The following is a 24,337-nucleotide window of genomic DNA, read 5'->3' on the forward strand; positions in this document are numbered from 1 at the left end:
GGTGTCCCCCGAGGGAGTGATTTTCGATCGGAGCCGTGGACTACAAGGATTACTATGCGGTGCTGGGCGTCCCCCGGGACGCGACGCCGGAACAGATCAAGAAGGCCTTCCGGCAGCTGGCGCGTCGTTACCATCCGGATACGGCGAAGGATCCGCGCACGGCGGAGGACAAGTTCAAGGAGATCAACGAGGCTTACGAAGTGCTCGGCGATCCGGCCCGGCGCACGCGCTACGACGAACTGGGCGCGCGCTGGCGCGAGGAAGAAGCGGCGGCCGCTGCAGGCGGCGGATGGGGTGCGCCGCGCAGCTACGGAGGGACGCGCTCCGGCGCGCCGGAAGATTTCGAGTTTCATTTCGACGGCACCGGCTTCAGCGATTTCTTCGAACAGTTCTTCGGTGGGCGGGCGCGGCAGGGCCCCGGCGGAACCTCCGAAACGTTCCATTTCGAGGCGGAGCCGCGGCGCCGCGCCGGTGCGGACGTGGAGGGCGATCTGCTCGTTACCCTCGAGGAGGTGTTGAGGGGCGCGGTCCGCGAGGTGTCGGTGCGGTTGACGAATCCGGCGACCGGGGAGACGCAAACGCGGACCTACCGGGTGAAAGTGCCGCGCGGCGTGCACGAGGGGCAGATCATCCGTCTGGCGGGAGCCGGCCAGCCGGGCGCGCAGGGCGGACCCGCGGGCGATCTTCTCCTGTGCGCCCGCCTCGCGCAGCATCCCGATTTCCAGGTGAGAGGCACCGACCTGTATCAGACGATCGATCTCGCGCCGTGGGAGGCGGTGCTGGGAACGAAGATCGAAGTCGCGACGCTCGACGGCCGCATCTCGCTGCGGGTGCCGCCGGGCACGGCCGCGGGGCAGACCTTCCGCGTGAGCGGACACGGACTGCCGAACGCGGGCGGCCGGCGCGGCGACTTGTATTTGGAAACGAGGCTCCAGACCCCGACGCCCGTCGGCGACGAGGAGCGCAAGCTGTGGCGCGAGCTCTCTCGCATTTCGCGTTTCAAGGCCCGCGGTAGTTAAGGACCGTTTCGGAATTCCGGCGTCAATCGCCGCGATCGCGCACGCAACGAAACCCGATGTTGCCGGCGCTGCTGTCGGGTGTGTTGCTGCTGCGGGCGTCGACGCGGTAGCGGTTGCAGTAACTCGCGTGACAAAGAAAACTGCCGCCGCGCATGACGCGTCGTTCGCCGGAGTCAGGACCGCGAGGATTCTCGATCGGCGAATGGCGATAATAGTCGCGGTCAAACCAGTCCCAGCACCATTCCCAGACGTTGCCCGTCATGCAGGAGAGGCCATAGGCGTTGGATTTGTAGCTGCGCGCCGGAGCGGTGCCGACGTGACCGTCGGCCGCCGTGTTATGAACGGGAAACGTGCCCTGCCAGACATTCATCAGGTGTTTGCCGCCCAGCTCGAGTTCGTCGCCCCAGGGAAAACGATTCGGGTGCGGCAGTCCGCCGCGCGCGGCGAACTCCCACTCGGCCTCGGTCGGAAGCCGTTTCCCGCTCCACGCGCAGAAGGCGAGCGCGTCCTGCCAGGAAACGTGCACGACCGGATGCGACCAGCGCGTCTTGATGTTCGAGCCGGGACCTTCGGGATGCCGCCAGTGCGCGCCCTCGACGCGGCACCACCATTCGCTGCCCTGCACGAACGCGCGGACCGCGTGTTTTTGCCGCGAGTCGAGATGCGCGTAGAAGACGAACGACCAGCCGAAGCGCTCCGCGTCGGTCTTGTAGCCAGTGGCGTTCACGAAGGCGTTGAACTGCTCGTTCGTCACCGTCGTCGCATCGAGATGGAACGGCGCCACCCGCACCGAATGCACCGGCCCCTCGCCGTCGTCCGCGAAACCGTAATCGCGGTCGTTGCCCATCAGGAACTCGCCGCCGGGGATCGGTCGCATCCCGTCAAGCGGGCCGGCGGCGGTCCGGGCGAAGACCGGCGCGGCGGGCGACGGCGCGGACGCGTCGCGCGTCGGAGAACAACAGGTTTTCATCGGCGCAGTCATGGACGTGAACGGGACCGGCCGGCGGCGACCTGGCCGGATGGCGGGGGTGAAGCGGCGCGGCCGGACAACCGCTCGCGATAGGTCGAGGGCGCCTCGCGGAAACGCTGGCGGAACGAAGCGGAAAACACCTGGGCGCTGGGAAAGCCTGCTGCAAAAGCGATCTCGCCGAGCGTCAGATCGGGATCCGCCATCAATTCGACCGCGCGTTCGAAATGGCGGCGCTGCACCTCGGCGTAAATGGAGGAGCCGAGCGTATGTCGAAACTTCCGCTCGAGCAGCCGGCGCGAAACGCCGACCGCGCGGGCAATCTCGTCGACATAAATGGTGTTACCCGCGTGCTCGCGAATGTAGTCGAGGGCGTCCGAAACCGTGGGATCAGCCACCGCGAAATGATCGGTCGAGCGGCGGGCGACGATCTTGAGCGGGCTCACGACGAGGCGGCGGGGCCGGCGGATCGACTGGGTCGCTTGGTGCCACACGGTTTCGGCCGCGAGGAAGCCGATGCGCTGCGTGTTGAGCTGGATGCTGGAGATGTCGACCTGGGCGAATTCGAGCCGCGTGAGGTCGTTGCCGACGCCGAGAATCGCCACCTCGTCGGGGACGGGGAGGCGGTTGCGGTGACACGACTCGTCGAGCTCCAGCGCGAGACGGTCGGTGAAGGCGAAGATCGCCGACGGTTTCGGCAGTGCCTTCACCCAGCGGTCAAGCTTCCGGCGCTCGGACTCGCGGTATGGTTCGTTCTGCTCTTCGCGCTCGAGCAGAATGCGCCGCACCGAGGAGGCATGCTGGGCCGCCGCCTCCTGGCGAAAACCCTCCCAACGGTGACGCGCGGCGAGATGCGGACGGCTGCCACAGAACGCGAAATGCCGGTAGCCCCGACCGTGCAGGTGGCGGAAGGCGAGCCGACCGACCAGTTGGTCATCGGTGTCAACGGTGGAAAGTCGCCGCGTTTCCAGCTGGCCGGAGATGTTGACCGCGGGGAGCCCGAGCCGATGCAGCAGGGTTTCGTCTTCGCGCGTGGCGACCTTGGCGATGATGCCGTCGAGCGCGAGCGCCTGAAGCTTCGCGCGCTCGAAGGGGCCGCGCTTGTTGAACTTCAGGACCGTGACCTCGGGATACTGCCGAAAGAACTGCGCCACGCCGCGCAGGATTCCGCGCCCGTGCTCGGTGTCGAGCTGCACGAAAATCGCGAAACGCGGCGCGCGGGCGGGGGCGGCGGAGCGGAGGCGGATCATGGCGGCGGGCGAGGGGAGCGGCGGGGCGACCGGTCAGGCAAAAGCAAGCGATGGGCAACGTTGCCGGGAATTCCGGCCGGCGACAAACGATTTCGCAAAATCGTAAACGAATTTCGCAAAATCGTATATCGCCGATCCGCGCGTTTCCCTAAGCTCGGCGCCGTTCCCCCGCGTCCCGGCCCATCCGGTGCGCTCCTGACCCACACTCCCCGCCCCATGATCCCGTCCCAGACCTCTGTTCCGTTCGCCCGTGCGCGCGTTTTCACGCGTGCCGCCCGAAATGCGGCTTTACTCCGCCCGCGCGACTCCGCACGTTCCGCGGCGAAATCCTTCCGCGACCTACCCGACAGACGGGCGGCGCCTCTCCGGCCTCCGGCCTCCTTCGTTCCGTCCCCGTCTGTCATGATCAAATCCCGTTTCCTCTCCGGTCGTATCCTCAATTTCGCGGCGTTGGCGTTCGCCGCTCTTCTGCTCGTGCCGCCTGCGGCCCGGGCCCAAACCACCGGCGCGCTCCGCGGCCAGGTGCGCGACGCCAACAATGGCAGCTCGCTGCAGGGCGTCGAGGTCGAGGTGTCCGGCACCGCCTTCTCGGCGGTCACCGCGCGCGACGGTTCCTACAGCGTCACGGGCCTGCCGCCGGGCAGCTACGAGGTGGCGTTTTCATATCTCGGCTACGAGACCACGACCCAGCCGGTGACCGTCGGCGCGGGCGTGACCGCGCTCGACGTTTCCCTCGGTTCGGAAGTGCTGCGACTCGCCGCTTTCGAGGTGGAGGGCACGCGCGAGGGTCAGGCTCGCGCGCTGAACCAGCAGAAGACCGCCTCCAGCCTGCGCAATGTCATCTCCGCCGACGCCATGGGCAACTTCCCCGACAAGAACGTCGCCGAGTCGCTGCAACGTATCCCCGGAATTCATACAGAGAGCCAGCGCGGCGAAGCCCGTTTCATCACCGTCCGCGGCGCCGCTCCGAACCTGAACTCCGTCACGCTGGACGGCATGTCGATCCTCGGTACCGAACAGGACATGCGCACCGTGTCGCTCGACGTCTTTCCATCGGCGCAGCTCTCGGGTATCGAGGTCGTGAAGGCGGTCACGCCAGACATGGACGCCGACAGCATCGGCGGCGCGATCGTGCTGAAGGGCAAGAGCGCGTTCGACGCCGGGCGGCGCGTGGTGAACCTGAACGTGCACTCCACCTACAGCGAACTCGCCGACGATTTCGGCTATCGTGGCGCGTTGAGCTACGGCGATATTTTTGGCGCGAAAAAAGACTGGGGCATCCAGATCGCCTACAGCTACGAGCGCGTCAACGGACTCGAGCAGAACGTTGAGACCAACAACTGGACGCCGACCAAGGTCACCGCCGGCGGCACCGCCTACACCGGATTCCTTCCCGCAACCTTGCTCCTCACCAACGTCACGGTGGAGAAAACCCGCGAGTCGATCAGCGGCGCGATCGAGAAGAAATTCGGCGAGGACGTGCGCTTCTACGTGCGCGGCTTTGCGAACACGTTCAACGAATTCAATCTTCGCGACGGCCTGCGCTACGCGCTCGGCGTGAATGCCACGGGCGGCAATCTCGATCTCACGCAACCGATCGTCGTTTCCTCCGACGGCACGTTCCAGCGCTACACGACCACCCGCACGACCGCGCGACGGCAGATCCAGCCGCGCGCCATCGACGACACCTCGAAGGGCGTGATCGGCGGCGTCGCCGTCCAGAAGCCCGACTGGTCGCTCGATCTCGCCGCCGCCTACAACCGCGCGGACAGCGACCTCAACACCACGCAGGGCCAGTGGGTCAGCAAAGCGAATGCGAACCGCGCCGTCATCGATCAGACCGATCCGCATTTCTGGGAAATCCAGCAGCTCACCGGCACGCCGTTCTACGATCCGGCCGGCCTCGGCTTCAACCAGCTCCTCGTGCGCAACGACTACCTGCTGCAGGACGAGACGATGGTGAAAGGCGACGCCTCGCGCAGCTTCACCCTGGCCGGCGAGCCGCTGAAGCTCTCCGCCGGCGTCAAGCAGCGCTGGAACTCCAAATCGCGCAACAACACTCCCGTGCGCTATGACTCCGTGCTGAGCGGCACGCTCGACTTCAACGATCCCCGGCTCGGCGGTAATGTCGTCATCGACCCGAGCTATCTGCGCGGGCGCTACGATTTCGGCCCGAGCGTCGACGCCGCCAAGATGCAGGAGTTCTTCCTCGCGAATCGCGGCGCCGGCTACGACTCCGCGGCGGATCAGTTCCCAACCAATACCGGAATCTTCCGGCCCAACCTCGGCAACACCTACAACAACTCGCTCGCGAACGACTACAACGTCGATGAGGACATCGGCGCCGGCTACGTCCGCGGCGACTGGCAGTGGGGCAAATGGGGGTTCGTGGCGGGTCTGCGTTACGAGCAAACGGATCTCGATTTCCGCGCCACCCGGATCGATGCGTCGAAGCCCAACACCGACCGCAGCCGCTATTCGCGCTATCACGTGACCTCGTCTTACGACAACGTCCTCCCGTCGTTTCACGCGCGTTACGAAGCCAGCCGGAAACTCATCTTCCGCGGGGCGTGGACCAACACGCTCGCGCGTCCGATGGCGGGCGACATGGTTCCGGCGTTCAGCGTCAACCTGGCCGATCGCATCATCGCCGGCGGCAATCCGGACCTGAAGCCCACCGAGTCGCAGAACTGGGACTTCAGCGCCGAATACTACCTCTCGTCGGTCGGCGTCCTGTCGGCGGGCGTGTTTGCCAAGCAACTCGACGGTCCGATCTACGCGAGCACGACCACGCGCGCGTTCGACGACGGCACCGGCGTGCATGACTACCAGTTCGTGACGAAACTCAACGCGGGCGAGGCGACGCTGAAGGGCGTCGAGTTCAGCTATCAGCACCAGCTGCGTTTCCTGCCCGCGCCGTTCGATGGTCTCGGCGTCTACGCCAACGTCACGTTCGTCGATTCCGACGTCGATATCCCCGAGCGTCCCGGCGAAAATTTCACGCTTTTCAAGCAGGCGAAGTCCGTCGGCAACGTCGCGCTGTTCTACCAGAAGAATGGCTGGAACGCGCGCGTCTCGTATTCCTTCCGCTCGAAATATCTCAGCGAACTCGCCGGCCAGGACGTCGACGTGTTCTTCGATGACGACTGCCGCCTCGACGCGCAGGTCGGTTACAAGTTCCGCAGCGGCTGGACCGTGCAGCTCTCGGCGAACAACCTCCAGAATTCGCCTGAGCTGCAGTATCACGGCTCGCCGTCCCGCGCGCTTTTCTACGGCGACACCGGCCGGTTCTACTCCGCGGGCGTTGCCTGGGAGTTCTGATTCACCATCGCTCTGCCGCCATGCCCGCCCGTCCGCTCACCCGTCGCCAGTTTCTCAAAGCCTCCGCCGTGGGCGCGCTCGGGCTGGGCTGCGCGCCGGCGTGGCTGCGGGCGGCGGGCGCGGAGCGCCCGAACATCCTGCTCGTTTTTCCCGATCAGTTGCGGTTCGACTGGACGGCCCTGACGCCGGGCTGTCCGGTGCGCACCCCGCACCTCGCGCGTCTTGCCGCGGAAGGCATGCGTTTCGACCGCGCGTTCTGCCCGTCGCCATTGTGCGCGCCGTCGCGCGCCTGTCTGGCGACCGGCCGCGCGTTCGGCCGGGCCGGCGTGCCCACGAACAAGGCCGTGCTGCCCGATGCGGTGGAGACGGTTTACACGCGGTTGCGCGACGAGGGTTATCGGGTCGGCTCGACTGGAAAACTCGATTTGCGCAAACCGGCCTTCAGCTGGGGCCCCAACGGCCAGCACCGCGTCGACGGCCACCACTATTTCCGCGAATGGGGTTTCACCGACGGACTCGATAGCGAGGGGAAGGGAGACACGCTGAAGGGAGGCACGCAGCTGCGCGATCCAATCGGGCCCTATATGAAAATGCTGCGCGATCGCGGCGGCGATGTCCTGGAGCGCTATATCCAGTGGCGCCGCGACCGGCGAAGCGCGGGTCGGCCCGCACCCAATTATTCCTACACCGAGCCGGTGCAGATTCCGGACGAGACCTACAACGACAACTGGGTCGGGCAGCAGGCGCTCGAGCTGCTCGAGGGATTTTCGTCCGGCCACCCGTGGTTCCTGCAGGTCAATTTTCCCGGACCGCACGCGCCGATGGACATCACCCCTGCGATGGCAGAATGGTATCGCGACACGGAGTTCGCGCCGCCGTTTGGCCGCTCGGAGCTCACCGCGTCGGAACATCAAGCGGCGCGTCGCGCCTATGCGGCGATGGTGGAAAACATCGACCGCTGGCTCGGCCGCTACCTCGCGGCCCTCGAACGCCGCGGCGAGCTGGACCGCACGCTTGTCGTCTTCAGCAGCGATCACGGCGACATGCTCGGCGACCACGGCCTCTGGGGCAAACGCGCCCCTTACCAGGCCTCGGTCTCGGTGCCGCTCGTGCTGCGCGGCCCCGGCGTGCGCCGCGGCGCGATCCATCGGGGCGCGGTTTCGACTCTCGACCTGACGGCTACTTTTCTCGACTTCGCCGGCGCCAGGGCATTGCCGGAGATGGACTGCCGATCGCTCCGCCCGCTGCTTGCGGCGGGCGGAGCACAGGCGGCGACGTATGCGACGTCCGGATACGGAAACTGGCGGCTGGCGACGGACGGACGCTTCAAGTTAATCCGTGGTTTCGACCCGGCGGCACCGGCATCGAAGGAGGACGACGACTATGATGACGCTTCTTCCGCCGGCGCGGGCGAACTGCCGCTGGTACTCTTCGATCTCGACAAAGATCCCCGCGAAACCACCAACGTCGCCGCGCACCACCCGGACGTGGTGGCGCGTCTGACATCGCGACTGCCGGTGGCCTGAATCCGATGTCGCGGCCGTATTTTACGTCCTGCCGGCGTGGCGCACCGTGTTTCGGTCGCCGCCATCCTGGCCTCGTGGCGGTGCTGTTCGCCCTGACGCTCGCGTCGCGACTATGCGCCGAGGATGGATACGAATTTTGGCTGCGCTACCGTCCTGAACCGGACGCGACGAGGCGGGCGGAATACGCGCACTTCGCCCCGGCCGGGATCGTCACGCCCGAGCGTCCCGTGATAGCAGCCGCGCGCGCCGAACTGCAACGGGCGTGGCCGGCGATCGCGGGTGGCGCGGCGGGAAAAGGCCGGATAATCCTCGGCACGCGGGACGATCATCCCGCGATCGCGTCGCTGGCCGCGGCCGGTGAACTCACGTCGTTGGGGGACGAAGGATTCCTGCTCAAGGCCGGATCATGGGAGGGCAGGGCTGCGGTGATCGTCGCCGCCAAGACCGATCGTGGCGTGCTGCACGGCACGTTTGCGTTGCTCCGGCACCTCCAACTCGGACGTCCGCTCGCGAGGCTGCAGCGCGCCGAGACGCCGCGGTTCGCGGTGCGCGTCGGCAATCACTGGGATAACCCCGTCCGCTCCGGCACTTTTCGCAACGAGTCGATCGAACGCGGCTATGCGGGTGATTCCATTTTCGACTGGCCTGCGCTGCCGGATCGGATCGATCCGCGATTGCACGACTGGGCGCGCCTGCTCGCCGCCATGGGGATGAACGGGATCGTTATCAATAATGTGAATACAGCCAAGCGCGGCCTTGAGGGCTGGCGGCTGCTCACGCCGGAGTATTTGCCCAAGCTCGCGGCGCTGGCCGACATCCTGCGACCCTACGGCGTCCGGCTGTCGATCTCGGTCAATTTTTTCAGCCCCATCCTGATCGACCGGCTGCCGACCGCCGATCCGGCCGATCCGGCGGTGCAGGCCTGGTGGCGGGCGAAGGTGGACGAACTTTATGCGGCGATTCCGGATTTCGGCGGCTTCGTGGTGAAGGCGGATTCCGAAGGCGAACCCGGTCCGATGAAATACGGCCGCACGCATGCCGACGGCGCCAACGCCATCGCCGCCGCGCTCGCACCGCACGGCGGCGCGGTGTTCTGGCGCGCGTTCGTCTACGACCGCACCGCGGGGGATCGCGTGACGCAGGCGTTCGGACATTTCCAGCCGCTCGACGGGAAGTTTGCGCGGAATGTGTTTCTGCAGATCAAAAACGGACCGCTCGATTTCCAAGTGCGGGAACCGGTGTCGCCGCTCTTCGGCGCGATGCCGGCGACGGCCCAGGCGCTCGAGTTGCAGATCACGCAGGAATACACGGGCCAGGACAAACACGTGTGCTTCCTCGCGCCAATGTGGAGCGACGTGCTGAATTTTCCGCCGCGCGGCGAAACGCATCCTGCGCGCCTCGCCGGCGAACTGGCCGCGATCGCCGGAGTGATGAATCTCGGCGACGCGCGCAACTGGACCGGCCATCTGCTGGCGCAGGCCAACACGTATGCGTTCGGACGGCTCGCCTGGGATCCGACGCTCACGCCCGCAGAGATCGCCGCGGAATGGACGCAGCTCACCTTTGGTCGGGACCTGGACGTCAACGCGGTCGTCAACCGCATCCTCCTCGAATCATGGCGCACGTTTGAAGATTACACCTCGCCGCTCGGACTTGGATTGCTGAGCCGGCGCGTGGATCATTTTTATCCCGACATCGCGAATCGCGCCGACTACCACGGCGGCACCGCGACAGGCGTCGGCTTCGATCGCACGGTCGCCACCGGCACCGGTTACGCGGGGCAGTATCTTGAGCCGTGGCGTTCGCGTTTCGAAACCCTCACGGACTGCCCGGAGGAGTTGCTGCTGTTCCTGCATCATGTGCCCTACACGCATCGGCTGAAGAACGGCCGGACGCTCATCCAGGAACTTTACGACCGGCACTTCGCGGGCGTAGAACGCGTGCGCGGATTCCTGCGCGACTGGGAGCAACTGCGGGGAAAAATCGACGACGAGCGTTTCGCGCATGTGCGCGAACGGCTCGAGGCCCAGATCGGCTACGCGGAGGACTGGTGCCGCGCGTTCAACGGATACTTTCAAACCCTCTCCGGCATTCCGGACGAGCAACGCCGACCGCTGCCATGAAGTTCATCGCATGGCTGGGAATTGCGGACGGCGCGTTGGTCACGAATGGCGCGGGTCTCCAACGGCGGCGGCAGGCTAGGGACATCGGCGCGCTCTCGCATCCGAAGCGGCCCCAGTTGCGGTTCAATCTTCGCCGGAAGCGCGCGTCTCTGATCTTCACGCCTTGGACTGCGACGAGCGGACGCCGCGACGACTAATCTCAATTCGATTCCCTCATGTCATTGCGCCCCCTACTTCATTTCCCTCGCGCCGCCTTCGCTGTTCTGCTGGCGGCGACGGGTCTGCAGTTCCCTTCGGCTCACGCGGCCGCGCCGCGGCCTAACATCGTCCTCATCATGGTCGATGACATGGGGTATTCCGACATCGGCCCTTACGGCGCGGAGATCGAGACGCCGAATCTCGATGCGCTCGCGGCGAATGGCCTCCGGTTCTCCCAATTCTACACGACGCCGAAATGTTTTCCGTCGCGCGCGTCGCTGCTCACCGGCCTGTATCCGCACCAGACCGGGCTCGGGCGCAACGCCGCCAACCTGAGCGGCTGCGCAACCGCGGCCGAATTGCTGCGCGAAGCGGGTTATCACACCTGGATGGTGGGCAAGTGGCATGGCAAGGATCAGCCGGTGTCGCGCGGTTTCGAGCGCTACTTCGGTTTGAACGACGGCGCGGCGAATCACTTCAATCCCGGCCGGCAGCGGCCGGGCGAGCTTGCGCCCGCGACCGACAAGTGGACGCGTCGCTGGGGCATCGACGACAAGGTTTACGAGCCCTACACGCCGGAGGATCCGAAGTTCTATTCCACGGATGCGTTCACCGACTACGCGCTCCGCTATCTCGACGAACAGAAGGACGACAAGCCGTTTTTCCTCTATGTCGCCTTCACCGCGCCCCATTATCCGATCCAGGCGTGGCCGGAGGACATCGCGAAATATCGTGGACGTTATCGCGCCGGTTGGGATCGGATTCGCGCCGAACGTTTCGCGCGCCAGCGCGCGATGGGACTGCTGCCGACCGACGCGCCTCTCGCGCCGCGGGGCAACATCCGGTTTGCGTCCGTTCGCGACACCGGTCCGTGGATGCCGCGATTCTGGGACGACCATGGCGACATCCTGCCGTGGGACGAGGTGCCCGACCATGACAACTGGGACCTGAAGATGGCGGTTTACGCGGCGATGATCGACCGCGTCGACCAGAACATCGGCCGGTTGCGCGCCAAGCTGCGCGAACTCGGGAAAGAGGAGAACACGCTGATCGTGTTCCTCAGCGACAACGGCGCCTCCTCCGGCACGCACCATTATGGTGAGCGCCCGAAGGATGTGCCGGCGGCCGGTCCGGGCCCGATGGAAACCTTTCACACCTACGACACGCCCTGGGCCGACGTGAGCAATACGCCGTTCTATTCGTATAAGGATACCTGTTACGAAGGCGGCAACGCGTCGCCGCTCATCGTCCACTGGCCGCGCGGACTGAAAACCAAGGGCGGTGCGATCACGCACGACGTCGCGCACATCATGGACCTGGCGCCGACGTTCTACGAACTTGCCGGCGTGAATTATCCGGCGCGTTTCCAGGGCGAGACGATCCCGCCGCTCGAGGGCAGGTCGCTGGTGCCGCTGCTGCGGGACGGAAAGCGCGAGGGCCACGACACGTTGTATTGGGAATATAATCACGACCGCGCCGCCCGTCGCGGCAACTGGAAGATCGTGGCGCTGCCGAAGGGCGAGTGGAAACTGTTCGACCTCGCGACGGACCGCGCGGAGCAGCACGACCTCGCGGCGGCGCGTCCGGAGGTGTTGCGCGATCTGGTCGGGCGGTGGGACGCGTGGTCGCGGCGGGTCGGCGTCGACAAACTGCCGGACAAGAAGTCCGGCAACAAGCTGGACGACTGACGGGCGGGATTCGCGCCGCTTCGTCCCGGCCGCCGCGCCGGGCGTTTCGCACCTCCTGAGGGGAATGGTTACAACATGGCTGAACTTTTGAAAAAACGCTTCGCTTTCGTGGGCCTTGGGCATCGGGCCGGAAACTTTCTCGCCGAACTGGCGGGCCGCTATGCGGCGGACGCCGACATCGTGGGTTTCTGCGACTTGAGCCGCGTGCGGCGGGAGACGCAGGCCCGCTGGCTGGCCGAGCGTTTTGGCACGCCGCCGGTGCCGTGTTATCCGGCGGACGAGTTCGATCGCATGGTGCGGGAGCGGCGTCCGTCGACGGTCGTGGTGACGACGATTGATTCGCAGCATCACGACTACATCGTGCGGGCGCTCGCGCTGGGCTGCGACGTCATCACGGAAAAGCCGATGACCACCGACGCCGAAAAATGTCGTGCGATCCTCGCCGCGGCGGAGCGTCATCCGGAGCAAAAGGTGTCGGTGGCGTTCAACTATCGCTGGGCGCCGCCGAACACGAAAGTTCGCGAGCTCCTCGCCGCGGGCACGATCGGTACGGTGAAAAGCGTGAACCTCGAGTGGCTGCTCGATGTGAAACACGGCGCGGATTATTTCCGCCGCTGGCACAGCGAGAAGGACGCCTCGGGCGGATTGCTCGTGCACAAGGCGACGCATCATTTCGACCTGGTGAACTGGTGGCTCGACGCCGTGCCCGAGACGATTTTCGCGATGGGCGGGCTGATGTTTTACGGTCGCGACAACGCCGTGGCGCGCGGCGAGGCGTCGCGAACGGTTTATCCGCGTTACACCGGCGAGCCGGCGGCCGCGGTCGATCCGTTCCGCCTCGATCTTTCCGCCAACGACCGTTTCAAAGCCCTCTATCTTGCGGCGGAAAACGAGACCGGCTACATCCGCGACCGAAACGTTTTTCGCGCCGGCATCGACATCGAAGACAACCTCAGCGTGCTCGTGCGCTACCGTGGCGGCGCGATACTGACCTACACGCTCAATGCCTTCAGCTCCCGCGAAGGCATGCGCGTCGTATTCAACGGCGATCGCGGTCGTCTCGAGTATTATCTGTTCGAGAAATCGAACCCGGGAAAACGCGAGAACGACGAAGGCCTGACCGATTCGACCGAACGAAACGGCGGCTCGCCGCGGCATGCGACGGAGCGCGCGTTCATCCGCGTTTATCCCCATTTCGCGGCGTCGTATGATGTCGGGCTCACGCTCGGCCCGGGCGGTCACTGGGGTGGCGACGAGCCGATGTGGCGGCACTTTTTCTCCGCCCATCCGCCTGAGGAAACGCTGGGGCGCGATGCGGGACCCGAGGCAGGCGCGGCCTCGATTCTGGTCGGGATCGCCGCGAACCATTCGCTGGCGCGCGGCGAAAGCGTGCGGATTGACGATCTCCTAAAGCTGGCTCCGGGCGTGCGCGCGCTCTCGGAACTTTCGCGGCGTTGAGGCTCGCCGCCGTTCGTTACATGATGCTTCGTCGGCCGCCCCGGAATTTGTTTCCCCGAAACCGCGTGCTGCGTCGCCTTTGCATTATCCTGGCCGGACTGGCCGCCGCTTTCCTCAGCGTGCTGGCGTTGCTGGGATTTTTCGGTCGCCTGCTGAGCCCGGATTTGTCGGCGCCGCTGCCGCAGCATTCGGCGGAGGAGATCGCGGAAAGCGCGGCCCGGCGCGACACGCGTTTCGATCGCGGGAAGCTGCCTGTGTTGGTGCGCGAGGTCGATTATGCGGCGGGCGCTGGCGCAGCATGGTGGCCAAAGGGCGAGGCTCCGGTTCTCGCCGAACTGGTGCGCGACGGAAGAATCGAGCCGGTGGCGAGCCGCGTCGGTCCGGAGCCGGTCGTGATGGCGGGACCGGAGGGCGTGGGGCGCTACGGCGGCACGTGGTATCGGCTGGCGAATTCGATCGAGGATCTTCGCACGATCTACTGGCGGTTGTCGTATCCGAATCTCGTGCGCTGGTCGCCGCAGGGCGGACCAATCGTGCCGCACATCGCGAAGGCGTGGACGATGTCGGCGGATGCGCGGGAGTGGACGTTCACGCTGCGCGAAGGAATGCGCTGGTCTGACGGACAGCCGTTCACGGCGGACGACATCGCGTATTGGTATGAGCACGAGGTGAAGTATTTCAAAGCGTCGCCCCGCGTGTTGCGGGCGAGCGGCGGTCTCGGTCGCGTGGAGAAAATCGACCGCCTGCGGGTGAAGTTCGTTTTCGAGCATCCCAATCCGCTGTTTCTCGAGCGGGTGGCGGGCGTCAGCGGCGACCCGCAGCTCTACGCGGAATACTGCACGCCGGCGCATTACCTGCGAAAATTTCATCCCGAGATCGGCGATCGCGAGGCGATCGCGGCGGCGATGAAGTCGCTCGGCCTGTCGAGTCCGCTCGCGGTGTATCGCCGGCTCAAGCACCACCTCAACCCGGAGCATCCGCGCCTCTGGCCGTGGGTTTACCGCGTGTATTCGGCGAACGCGCCGCATGCGTTCGTCCGCAATCCGTATTACTTTGCGGTCGATGCGGACGGCAACCAGCTCCCGTATCTCGACCGGCTCGTGATGGACATCCGTCCGTCGAACCTCATCGGCCTCACGGCCGCGACGGGCCAGCCGTCGATGCAGGAGCGGCACGTGCGCTACGAGGACTACGTGCTGCTGATGGGCGAGGCGAAGCGCAACGGCTACCGCGTGTATCACTGGCAGCCGGCGACGCGTTCGGTCTTCACGATTTATCCGAACCTCAATCGCCGCATCGATCCCGACGATCCGGATTCCGCGAAGAAGCACGCGCTGCTCAACGACGACCGTTTTCGCCAGGCGCTTTCGCTCGCGATCGACCGGCGGGCGATCATCTCGGCGGAGTTCAACGACCAGACCGAACCCGCGCAGGTCGATCCCGGGCCGGACTCGCCGTTTCACAACGAGCGGTTGATGCACGCTTTCACGGAATTCGATCCGGCGCGCGCGAACGCGTTGCTCGATGCCGCCGGTCTCGCGCGACGCGATCGCGAGGGTTTTCGCACCTTTCCCGACGGCACGCGCATGACGTGGTTCATGCACATGACCGACATGACGGGCAACGGGCCGGCGCAATTCGTCGTCGATGACTGGGCGCGCGTCGGCATTCGCTGCGTGCCGCGCATCAAGGCGCGAAAGCTCTTCGAGTCGGAGATGAACGGTTACGCCCACGACTTCACGGTCTACACGAGCGAGAGCGAATTCTATCCTTTGATCGAGCCGCGCAGCTTCGTGCCGACTTACCGCTGGTCCACGTTCGCGCCCGGTTTTGGCATCTGGTTTCAAAACGGCGGACTCTGCGGAAATCCCGCGGCGCAGCGGCCCAACGCCATCGAGCCGCCGCCGGGTCATCCGCTGCGCCGGACGATGGAGCTCTATGACGAACTTCTGCGCACGCCGGACGAGGCGCGGCGGCTCGCGATGTTTCGGGAGATCACCGATATCGGCGCGGAACACCTGTGGCACATCAGCATCAGCACCCCGCCACCGCAGCTGGCCGTCGTGAACAACGGCCTGCGCAACGTCCCCGCGCGCGCGCTGATCGGCGCGAATCTCCAATCGCCGGGCAATACCGGCCTCGAACTCTATTTCTGGGACGACCCCCGCGATCCGCCGGCCACCGTCGAGCAAACCAAGCAGGCGATGCTCGCCGCGACCCCGATGCCGGGCGCGCCGCCCGAAGACGAAGAAGGCGGCGGCGTGGCGCTGGCAGCGGCCGGCGGCAGTGGCGGCTGGTTGAGAACGTTGATGTTTACGGTCGCAGCGCTCGGACTCGTGGCGGTCGCGGTGCGGCATCCGTTCATCGGCCGGCGGCTGCTGTTGATGGTGCCGACGCTCTTCGTGGTTTCGATCCTGGTCTTCCTCATCGTGCAGCTGCCGCCCGGCGATTTCGTGGAGACGAAGATCGCCGAGCTCGAACTTGCCGGCGGCGGGGCTTCGGAGCAGCAGATCGCCGACCTGCGGCGGGATTTCCGACTCGATGAGCCGATGCCGCAACGCTACCTGCAGTGGGTCGGCTTGAAATGGTTTTTCACGCTTCGGTCGGAGGATGCGGGCCTGCTGCAGGGGCATCTCGGACTTTCGATGGAACACAACAAACCCGTCGCCGAGGTGGTGGGCGATCGCATCCTGCTCACGGTGGTCGTCTCGGTGGCGACGATCGTCTTCACCTGGCTCACCGCGCTGCCGATCGGGATCTACTCGGCGGTGCGGCAGTATTCGCCAGGAGACTACGGACTGACGCTGCTGGGTTTTCTGGGCATGTCGGTGCCGCCGTTTCTGTTCGCGGTGATCCTGATGTGGGTGGCGAACCAGTGGTTCGGGCTGAAGGTGTCCGGGTTGTTCTCGCCGGAGTTTGCCACCATGCCCGGCTGGAATCAGGAAAAATTCGCGGACCTGCTGAAGCATCTGTGGATTCCCGTGCTGGTGCTCGGGGTGGGCAGCACGGCGAGCATGATCCGCGTGATGCGCGCCAATCTCCTGGACGAGTTGAAGAAGCCTTATGTCACGACGGCGCGGGCGAAAGGCGTGCGGCCGCTGCGGCTGCTGTTCAAGTATCCCGTGCGGCTGGCGCTGAATCCGTTCGTCTCGGGACTTGGCGGACTTTTTCCGCAACTGGTTTCGGGCGGCGCGATCGTCGCCCTGGTGTTGAGCTTGCCGATGATCGGACCGGTGATGCTCGATGCCGTTCTGGTGGAGGATGTGTATCTCGCCGGCTCGATGCTGATGATTCTGAGCCTGCTCGGCGTGTGCGGCACGCTGGTCAGCGACCTGCTGCTGCTGTGGCTCGATCCGCGCATCCGGCTCGAAGGAGGGGCGCGATGAGCCGGAGCGAATCCGCGGTATTAAACGAGCCCCTGGTTGGCGCCGTCGCGCCGGCGCCGGAGACGCAGTGGACGCTGATTCGCCGGCGCTTTCTCAAGCATCGCCTCGCGGTGGCGGCGCTGTTCATGCTCGGCGCGCTCTACGGACTCGCGGCGCTGGCGGAATTCGTGGCGCCGTATCCAGCGCAGTGGCGCGACCTTCGTTACGTTTATTGCCCGCCGCAGATGCCGAAGTTTTCCTGGTCGCACGGACTCCATGTCCTCGGCGTGCAGCGGCACGTAGACCGGGTGACATTCCAGAAGATCTATCGCGAGGATCCGTCGCAAGTGATCCCGCTGAGGTTTTTTGCGCGCGGTGAACCTTACCGTTTGTGGGGCCTAATTCCGCTCGAGCGGCGCCTGCTGGGGGTGGATCGCGCAGCGGTGACGATGCCGGAAACGGAAGCGTTTTCCCCCACGTTCTATTTTCTCGGCGCCGACAAATACGGGCAGGACATTTTCAGCCGGCTGATTTTCGGCGCGCGCATCAGTCTCTCGGTTGGACTGGTTGCGGTCGTGGTGACCTTCCTGCTCGGTGTGATCGTCGGCGGCGTCTCCGGGTATGTCGGCGGGCGGGTGGACAATATTATCCAGCGCATCATCGAGGTGGTGAATTCGTTTCCGAACCTGCCGCTCTGGCTGGCGCTGGGCGCGGTGCTGCCGCCGGCGTGGTCGCCGCTCACCACGTATTTTGCGATCACGATCGTGCTCAGCCTGCTCAACTGGACGAGCCTCGCGCGGGTCGTGCGAGGCAAGATCCTCGCGCTGCGCGAGGAGGATTACGCGGTGGCTGCGCGGCTGCTCGGTGCATCGCATGGCCGCATTCTCTTCCGACATCTGCTGCCCGGCTTCACGAGTCACATCATCGTGGTGCTGACGCTCAGCGTGCCCACGATGATCCTGGGCGAAACGGCGTTGAGCTTCCTCGGGCTCGGGCTGCGCCCACCGATTGTGAGCTGGGGTGTGCTGCTGCAGGACTGTCTCAACGTCCAGACCGTCGGCAGCTATCCCTGGCTGTTGCTACCGGTGGTGCTGATCGTGCTGACGGTGCTATCCTTCAACTTCCTCGGTGACGGACTGCGCGACGCATCCGATCCCTACAACGCGCGCTGACATGGCGGACCACGTGCTCGAAGTTCGCGACCTGCGGACGCATTTTTTCACCGACGAAGGCCGCGCGCTGCCGGCAGTCGACGGAGTCACATTTTCGATTCCGCGGGGCAAGACGCTCGCGCTCGTCGGCGAGTCCGGCTGCGGCAAGAGCGTCACGAGCGCCTCGATCCTGCGGCTGATTCAAAAACCCGGCCGCATCGTCGACGGGAGCATGATCCTGCGACCCGCGCGCGGCGCACCGCTGGACCTGGCCCAGCTCGACGACGAAGACGAGGAACTCTACCGCGTGCGCGGCGGCCTCGTGAGCATGATTTTTCAGGAACCGATGACGGCGCTGTCTCCGGTGCACACGATCGGCAATCAAATCGTCGAGGCGATCCGGCTGCACCAGCCTCTCGATGCGGCGGCGGCGCGGGAAACCGCGATCGCGATGTTGCGAAAAGTGGGCATCGGCAATCCGGAACGCCGGATCGACCAGTATCCGCACGAGATGTCGGGCGGCATGCGCCAGCGGGTGGTGATCGCGATGGCGCTCGTATGCCGGCCGGAATTGCTGATCGCCGACGAGCCGACGACGGCGCTCGATGTCACGATCCAGGCGCAAATCCTGACGTTGATCCGGGAACTGCAGCAGGAGATCGGCTGCTCCGTGCTGCTGATCACGCACGATCTCGGCGTGGTCGCGCAGAGCGCGGACGAGGTCGCGGTGATGTATCTCGGACGGGTCGTCGAGCACGGCCCAGTGGCCGAGGTGCTCAAGTATCCGCGTCATCCCTACACGCAAGGCCTGCTGCGTTCGCTGCCGTCGTTCCACCGCGGGGGGGCACGGCTCGCATCGATCCCCGGCACGGTGCCGTCGTTGCACGCGATTCCGCCGGGGTGCCCGTTTCATCCGCGCTGCGAGTTCGCGCAGGCAGGACGCTGCGACGTGGGCGGGCCGCCCGATGCCGACGAGTTTTCCGCGGGCCACCGCGTGGCATGCGTTCGGGGACAGGAGATTGCCGCGCAGCAAACGAAAACTCCGCGGAACGCCGCCGCCGCTGTTTCACGCGCGGGTGGAGACGCGGCGGCAACGGAACCGCTGCTGTCGGTGCGCGGGCTGAGCAAGTTTTTCCCGATTCACAGCCGCGGCTTTGTTCGCCGGCAGATTGGCGTGGTGCGAGCGGTGGACGACGTGAACTTCGACCTGCGTCCGGGTGAAACGCTGGGGCTGGTGGGCGAATCGGGCTCGGGCAAGACGACCGTGTCGCGGGCGATCCTGCGGGCGTTGCAGCCGACGAGCGGAGAAGTGATTTTTCGTTCGCGGACGGGCCTGGTGGACCTCGCCACGTTGGAAGAGCGTGCGCTCAAACCCTTGCGCCGCGAGATGCAGATGATCTTTCAGGATCCGTATGCGTCGCTGAATCCGCGCATGACGGTCGGGCAGATTGTCGCCGAACCGCTGATCATTCACGGGCTGGCGCGCGGCGCGGAACTCGACGACCGGGTGGGGGAGATCCTGCGCAAAGTCGGCCTGAGGCCGGAGCACCGCGATCGGTTTCCGCATGCGTTTTCCGGCGGGCAGCGCCAGCGGATCGGAATCGCGCGGGCGTTGATCTTGCAGCCGGCATTGGTCGTGGCGGACGAGGCGGTGTCAGCGCTCGACGTGTCGGTGCAGGCGCAGGTGTTGAATCTATTGAAAGACCTGCAGGGCGAGTTCGGGCTGACGTATCTGTTTGTTGCGCACAATCTCGACGTCGTCCGGCACGTGTGCGATCGCGTGGCCGTGATGTATGCGGGACGTCTGGTCGAGATTGGTCCGACCGCGCAGGTGTTCGCCAATCCGCAGCATCCGTATACGAAGGCGCTCATCGCCGCGGTGCCCCATCCCGATCCGGATCTTCGCCTCCCGCCGGCGGTGCCGGGCGAAATCGCCGACCCGAGCCGCCTGCCGGTCGGCTGCGCTTTCCATCCGCGCTGCAGCGCCTGTTTCGCGCCCTGCCAGGCGAACCGGCCGGAACTGGCGAAGGTCGGACCGGATCACCTCGCGGCCTGCCACGCGCACCTGGTGGCCTAACGACGCTTGCCAAAGTCGGGAGCGGCTGTTCATTCGAACATGTGTTCAGATGAACATTTCCGCCATGCTCACCGAAAAACAGGAAGCGATTCTCGACTACATCCGTAACGTGCAGAAAGAGCGCGGAATACCGCCCAGCACGCGACAGATCCAACGCCATTTCGGTTACGAAAGCCAGAACGCGGCGATGAATCACCTGCGGGCCCTGGCGCGCAAGGGACAGCTGCATCAGATCGACGGCACCTGGGGCTTGAAGGTCCACGAAGTGCAAGGGCATTTCGAATTGCCGATCTATGGCACGATTCCGGCCGGAGCGCCGTCGTGGCAGGAGCAGCAGCCGGTCGAAAGGCTTCGTTTCGATCCGGCGGTGTTTCGCGCCCATCGCCCGGAAAAATTATGGGGCCTCGAGGTCCACGGCGACTCGATGGTCGATGCCCATATTCTCGACGGCGACATTGCGGTGCTGGAGCAGCGCGAGGCGAAACCCGGCGACATCGTGGCCGCCCTCGTGGATGAAACCACCACGACGCTCAAACGCCTCGTTTCGTCCCGCGGCAAACCGGCGCTCAAGCCGGAAAACGCCCGCTATGCGGTGATCGTGCCGAAACAGCGGTTGGAGATTCAAGGTGTGCTGGTCGGCGTCATTCGCCGGGCGGTGGGCTGATCAAACCCGGAGCCAAGACCCAGTTTTCGATGTCTGCCGTGCCGTGCCGGATTTTTCCCGTTTCCACGGATGGTCCGCCTGACCGACGCCGTTGCCATGTCCGCTCCCCGCGAAACGCTTTTGTCACTCCGCCAGTTGCTCGCGGAGCGTTTCCCGGTCGGAACCACGACCTCCGCAGCGTCGCTGGCGACCGGCGTGCCCGCGATCGATGAGGCGTTGGGCGGATTGCCGGCAGGTGCGGTGAGCGAGATCGTCTGCGCGACGCCGAGCTGCGGCGGCCAGCTGCTGCTGGGGGCGTTGCTGCACGCGGTGCGGCGGGAGCGCGGGCGCGTCGCCTTGGTGGATGCGGGCGACAGCTTCGATCCGCAGTCCTGGCCGGACGACTGGCTGCGGCATGTCGTCTGGGCGCGCTGTCCGGACGCGGCGACGGCGTTGCGGGCGACGGACATTCTCGCGCGCGATGCGAATTTCCAGCTGGTCGCGCTCGATTTGCGGCTGGCAGATGCGAAAGAGCTGCGGCGCACGCCGGCGCCGTTCTGGTATCGGTTGCAGCGCGCGGTCGAGGCGGGAGGACTCGTGCTGGCGGTGTTCACGCCCTTCGTGACGGTGCCCAGCGCCCGCGTGCGCCTGGAGTTGAATCGGCCGCATCCCTTCGCGGCGCTGGCGGATCCGCGCGAGGCGCTGGCGCACGCGCTCGCGCCCCAGGTGCAGCGGCAGCGGATGAACGCCACGCGTGCGGGTTGAAGCCACGATGTTCGCCGTCCTGCACGTCTCCGATTTTTCACTACAAGCGGTTCTGCGGCTGGAACGCGAGCTGGCGGGGCGCGCGGTCGCGCTGCTCGACGACCGGTTGCGGCCGCCGGTGGTCGTCGCCTGCACGCGCGAGGCCGCACAGGCGGGCGTCGAGCCCGGCCAGACGGCGCCGCAGGCGATGGCGCGTTGCGCGACGATCCAGTTGCGCACGCCGCAACCCGCCGCGGAAGAGGAGGCGAAGGCGGGATTGTGGGCGGCGGCGTTTTCCGTTTCGCCGCAAGTCGAGGCCACCGCGCCGGGCGTGTGCACGTTGCAGGTGGGCGGCCTCGCCGGCGACCGACGGGAACCGGCGCTGGCGGAGGCTCTCGAGCAGCTCGAGCGACTGGGCTTGCGTGCCACCGCGGGACTCGCGGCGACGCCGCTGCTGGCGCTTTATGCCGCGCGGGCGGCGGAGCGATGCCGATGCATCGCGCCCGGCGCGGAAGCGGAGTTCCTGCGGGATCTGCCGCTGGCCACAGCGGAACCTTCCGCGCCGGTCGCGGCGATTCTGGCGGGCTGGGGCGTGCAGACGCTCGGCGAACTGACGGCGCTGGCGAAGGCGGATGTCGTTCAGCGGCTCGGGCCGGAAGGGCTGGCCTTGTGGGAGCGCGCCGCGGGCGAGACGACGCGGCCGCTCAAGCCGATCGCGCCGCCTGACACGTTTGCGGCGGAGCTGGAGCTGGAACACGAAGTGGAGACGCTCGAACCGCTGCTGTTCGTGCTGCGACGATTTATCGACCGGCTCGCGCTGGAATTGCGCAATGCCGGGCTGGCGGCGGGCGCACTGACGCTCGGTCTGATGTTGAGCGACGAGACCGGCTATGCGCGCGAGTTTCGCCTGCCTGAACCGACGACGAAGGAGGACGTGCTCTTTCGCGTCCTGCACACGCATCTCGAAACCCTGCACACGGCGGCCACGATTTGCGGCGTGCGGCTCGAGTGCCGGCCGGCGCGTCCGCTCGAGCGCCAGCAGGGGCTCTTCGAAAGCGAACTGCGCGATCCGCATGGATTTGCCGAGACCATGGCCCGTGTATCCGCAGTGGTTGGACCCCAGCGCGTCGGGGCTCCGGTGGCGGAGGATTCGCACCGCCCTGATGCGATCTCGCTGGCCGCGCCTGCCGCCGCGGTCCCGGCGGTGCGGAGCGGCGCAGGGACGGGATGGCGCGGACCGCCGCTGCGACGATATCGTCCACCCCGGCCGGCGACCGTCGAACTCGAAGGCGCGGCGCCGGTTTACGTGTGGACGCCGGCGGCCGCCGGCGCGGTGAAGGCCCGGCTGGGGCCTTGGCGCGGGTCGGGCGAGTGGTGGGATGCCGGCCGGCGCTGGCAGCGCGTGGAGTGGGACGTCGAGCTGGAAGGCGGTGGCGTTTACCGCTTGTTGCGAACGACGCAGGGCTGGTTCCTGGAAGGCGAATACGACTAACGCCGCGACGGAGTCGCGGGCGCCTTCGCTCCTTCCATGCACTCCGTGTATTCTGCGGACAACGCACTGCGCGCGCCGCGCGCAAAAAAAAACGCGGGCATGGGCCCGCGTTGATGAAAGAGATCGTCCGGCGTCGCTTTACCGGATGGGAGCCGAGGACTCGGCGTTCTGCGGCGCCTGGGCGAAGAACTCGACCACGTGCGTGACGTTGTTGTAGCCGCGCGATTTCAGCAGTTGCTCGATCTGTTCGACGTTGCGGCGCAGTTCGGCGGTGGTCGCGGGGTCGATTTCCTGCACGCGGTTGGTTTCTTTACAGACCACGTGATAAGGATGTGCCTCGCCCTGGCTGAGTGTATAGAGGCTGGTGCCGTTATGATAGAAGGACCGGCGGACCAGGCCGATTTCCTCGAATGCACTCAGACAGCGGTAAACGGTCACCAAGTCACAGGAGCCTTTTTCCAAGTCGGCGTGGATCTGCTCGATCGTGGTCGGCTGGCCGCGATTGATCATCGCAGTGAGAATGGCGATACGCGGTTGAGTGATTCGCAAGCCAGCGGCTTTCAGGCGGGCGCAAGCGAGGTCGAGTGGCGTTTGGTTTTTCGCCGGGTTGTTCTTCGCATCCGCAAGCGGATGGTTCGTGGAAGTCGATGCAATCATTTCACCTTCAAGAATGCGCCCGCTAGCAGTCCCTTCCGAGATTATAATCAGCAGTTTGCATCAGGTCTTTCCCTGAAAGGCTTCGTCTTGAGTGCGCCCTTCGGGTTGCTAGTTGCGCGGCCCGAAACGCTGTGCTATCTCGGGCCGACACATGCAAGATCCGGACTTTGCCGAGATTGTCGGCTTAATCTGCAAGGAAGATTCGCGCTATGACCGAAAGGCTTACGAGTTCGTTCGGCTGGGGTTGGATCATACTGTCAAGGAGTTGAAAAAAAAGGAAGGCGCCCGCGCCGTGCGGTCGCGGCATGTGTCGGGTCCGGAACTGCTGGACGGGCTGCGGGTTTACGCGCTGGAGCAGTTTGGACCGCTCGCGAAGATGGTGCTCAATTCCTGGGGAGTCGGGCAGTGCTCGGATTTCGGCGAAATCGTCTTCAACCTGATCGAATATAACGTCTTTAGCAAAACCGACAACGATCGTCGCGAGGACTTCGCCGGTCTGTATAGTTTCGAGGACGCGTTCGTGAAGCCTTTCCTTCCGGCCAAGCCGGTCCGTCCCGGATCGTTCAACGCCGAGGCCGCGTAACGTTGCCCTTCTTGATTCCAGCGCCACGCGGACACCTTGTCGCCGGCGTGACGCTGGCGCATTCGTTTTTATATC

The 24,337-nt window shown here is 65.7% G+C and carries 17 protein-coding genes; 14 read left to right on the top strand and 3 right to left on the bottom strand.

What is annotated here, in order from left to right:
• Positions 1-35 precede the first annotated feature (35 nt).
• The gene (locus tag AC6RV7_RS12155) at positions 36-1,019 is read left to right on the top strand and encodes a DnaJ C-terminal domain-containing protein (protein WP_500094264.1); all 984 of its coding nucleotides are present in this window, start codon (positions 36-38) and stop codon (positions 1,017-1,019) included.
• A 22-nt stretch (positions 1,020-1,041) separates the two neighbouring features.
• On the opposite strand, the gene AC6RV7_RS12160 is transcribed toward AC6RV7_RS12155, so the two are convergent.
• Positions 1,042-2,001 (bottom strand): formylglycine-generating enzyme family protein, encoded by a 960-nt coding sequence (locus tag AC6RV7_RS12160; RefSeq protein ID WP_500094265.1) that lies wholly within the window; start codon positions 1,999-2,001, stop codon positions 1,042-1,044.
• The gene (locus AC6RV7_RS12165) at positions 1,998-3,236 is read right to left on the bottom strand and encodes a substrate-binding domain-containing protein (protein WP_500094266.1); all 1,239 of its coding nucleotides are present in this window, start codon (positions 3,234-3,236) and stop codon (positions 1,998-2,000) included. Before AC6RV7_RS12165 ends, AC6RV7_RS12160 begins: the two co-directional genes overlap by 4 nt.
• A gap of 402 nt (positions 3,237-3,638) precedes the next feature.
• On the opposite strand from AC6RV7_RS12165, the gene AC6RV7_RS12170 reads away from it, so the two are divergent.
• The 12 genes from AC6RV7_RS12170 (at position 3,639) to AC6RV7_RS12225 (ending at position 23,022) form a co-directional block, all read left to right on the top strand.
• Positions 3,639-6,557, top strand: coding sequence for a TonB-dependent receptor (locus AC6RV7_RS12170; protein WP_500094267.1), 2,919 nt, complete (start codon positions 3,639-3,641; stop codon positions 6,555-6,557).
• Between the two features lie 20 nt (positions 6,558-6,577).
• Entirely contained in the window at positions 6,578-8,083 is a 1,506-nt protein-coding gene (locus AC6RV7_RS12175) for a sulfatase family protein (RefSeq protein ID WP_500094268.1), read from the top strand.
• Between the two features lie 74 nt (positions 8,084-8,157).
• Positions 8,158-10,206: an alpha-glucuronidase family glycosyl hydrolase gene (locus tag AC6RV7_RS12180; protein ID WP_500094269.1), complete on the top strand. Its 2,049-nt coding sequence runs from the start codon at positions 8,158-8,160 to the stop codon at positions 10,204-10,206.
• A complete protein-coding gene (locus AC6RV7_RS12185; RefSeq protein WP_500094270.1) occupies positions 10,203-10,403 on the top strand; it encodes a hypothetical protein in 201 nt (66 codons plus the stop codon). The genes AC6RV7_RS12180 and AC6RV7_RS12185 overlap by 4 nt, the downstream gene beginning before the upstream one ends.
• Before the next feature lie 18 nt (positions 10,404-10,421).
• Positions 10,422-12,092: an arylsulfatase gene (locus AC6RV7_RS12190; RefSeq protein ID WP_500094271.1), complete on the top strand. Its 1,671-nt coding sequence runs from the start codon at positions 10,422-10,424 to the stop codon at positions 12,090-12,092.
• Positions 12,093-12,167: 75 nt separating this feature from the next.
• Positions 12,168-13,550: a Gfo/Idh/MocA family protein gene (locus AC6RV7_RS12195; protein WP_500094272.1), complete on the top strand. Its 1,383-nt coding sequence runs from the start codon at positions 12,168-12,170 to the stop codon at positions 13,548-13,550.
• Positions 13,551-13,615: 65 nt separating this feature from the next.
• The gene (locus AC6RV7_RS12200; protein WP_500094273.1) at positions 13,616-16,936 is read left to right on the top strand and encodes an ABC transporter substrate-binding protein; all 3,321 of its coding nucleotides are present in this window, start codon (positions 13,616-13,618) and stop codon (positions 16,934-16,936) included.
• A complete protein-coding gene (locus AC6RV7_RS12205; RefSeq protein ID WP_500094274.1) occupies positions 16,933-18,087 on the top strand; it encodes an ABC transporter permease in 1,155 nt (384 codons plus the stop codon). Before AC6RV7_RS12200 ends, AC6RV7_RS12205 begins: the two co-directional genes overlap by 4 nt.
• A 1-nt stretch (position 18,088) precedes the next feature.
• Positions 18,089-20,143, top strand: a complete 2,055-nt coding sequence (locus AC6RV7_RS12210) for an ABC transporter ATP-binding protein (protein WP_500094275.1) — start codon at positions 18,089-18,091, stop codon at positions 20,141-20,143.
• Between the two features lie 64 nt (positions 20,144-20,207).
• Positions 20,208-20,807 carry a transcriptional repressor LexA gene (gene lexA / locus AC6RV7_RS12215; RefSeq protein WP_500094276.1) on the top strand — a complete coding sequence of 200 codons (600 nt, stop codon included), beginning with the start codon at positions 20,208-20,210 and terminating at the stop codon, positions 20,805-20,807.
• A gap of 96 nt (positions 20,808-20,903) precedes the next feature.
• Positions 20,904-21,551 carry a hypothetical protein gene (locus AC6RV7_RS12220; protein ID WP_500094277.1) on the top strand — a complete coding sequence of 216 codons (648 nt, stop codon included), beginning with the start codon at positions 20,904-20,906 and terminating at the stop codon, positions 21,549-21,551.
• On the top strand, positions 21,541-23,022 hold the full coding sequence (locus tag AC6RV7_RS12225; protein ID WP_500094278.1) for a DNA polymerase Y family protein: 1,482 nt from the start codon (positions 21,541-21,543) through the stop codon (positions 23,020-23,022). The genes AC6RV7_RS12220 and AC6RV7_RS12225 overlap by 11 nt, the downstream gene beginning before the upstream one ends.
• A gap of 138 nt (positions 23,023-23,160) precedes the next feature.
• Here AC6RV7_RS12225 and AC6RV7_RS12230 read toward each other — a convergent pair whose 3' ends face one another.
• On the bottom strand, positions 23,161-23,679 hold the full coding sequence (locus AC6RV7_RS12230; protein WP_500094279.1) for a Fur family transcriptional regulator: 519 nt from the start codon (positions 23,677-23,679) through the stop codon (positions 23,161-23,163).
• A gap of 151 nt (positions 23,680-23,830) precedes the next feature.
• Between AC6RV7_RS12230 and AC6RV7_RS12235 the strand changes: the two genes are divergently transcribed.
• Complete coding sequence (locus AC6RV7_RS12235; RefSeq protein WP_500094280.1) at positions 23,831-24,262, top strand: Minf_1886 family protein; 432 nt, start codon at positions 23,831-23,833, stop codon at positions 24,260-24,262.
• The last annotated feature ends 75 nt before the right edge of the window (positions 24,263-24,337 follow it).

It is taken from the genome of Opitutus sp. sgz309028, assembly GCF_059821195.1.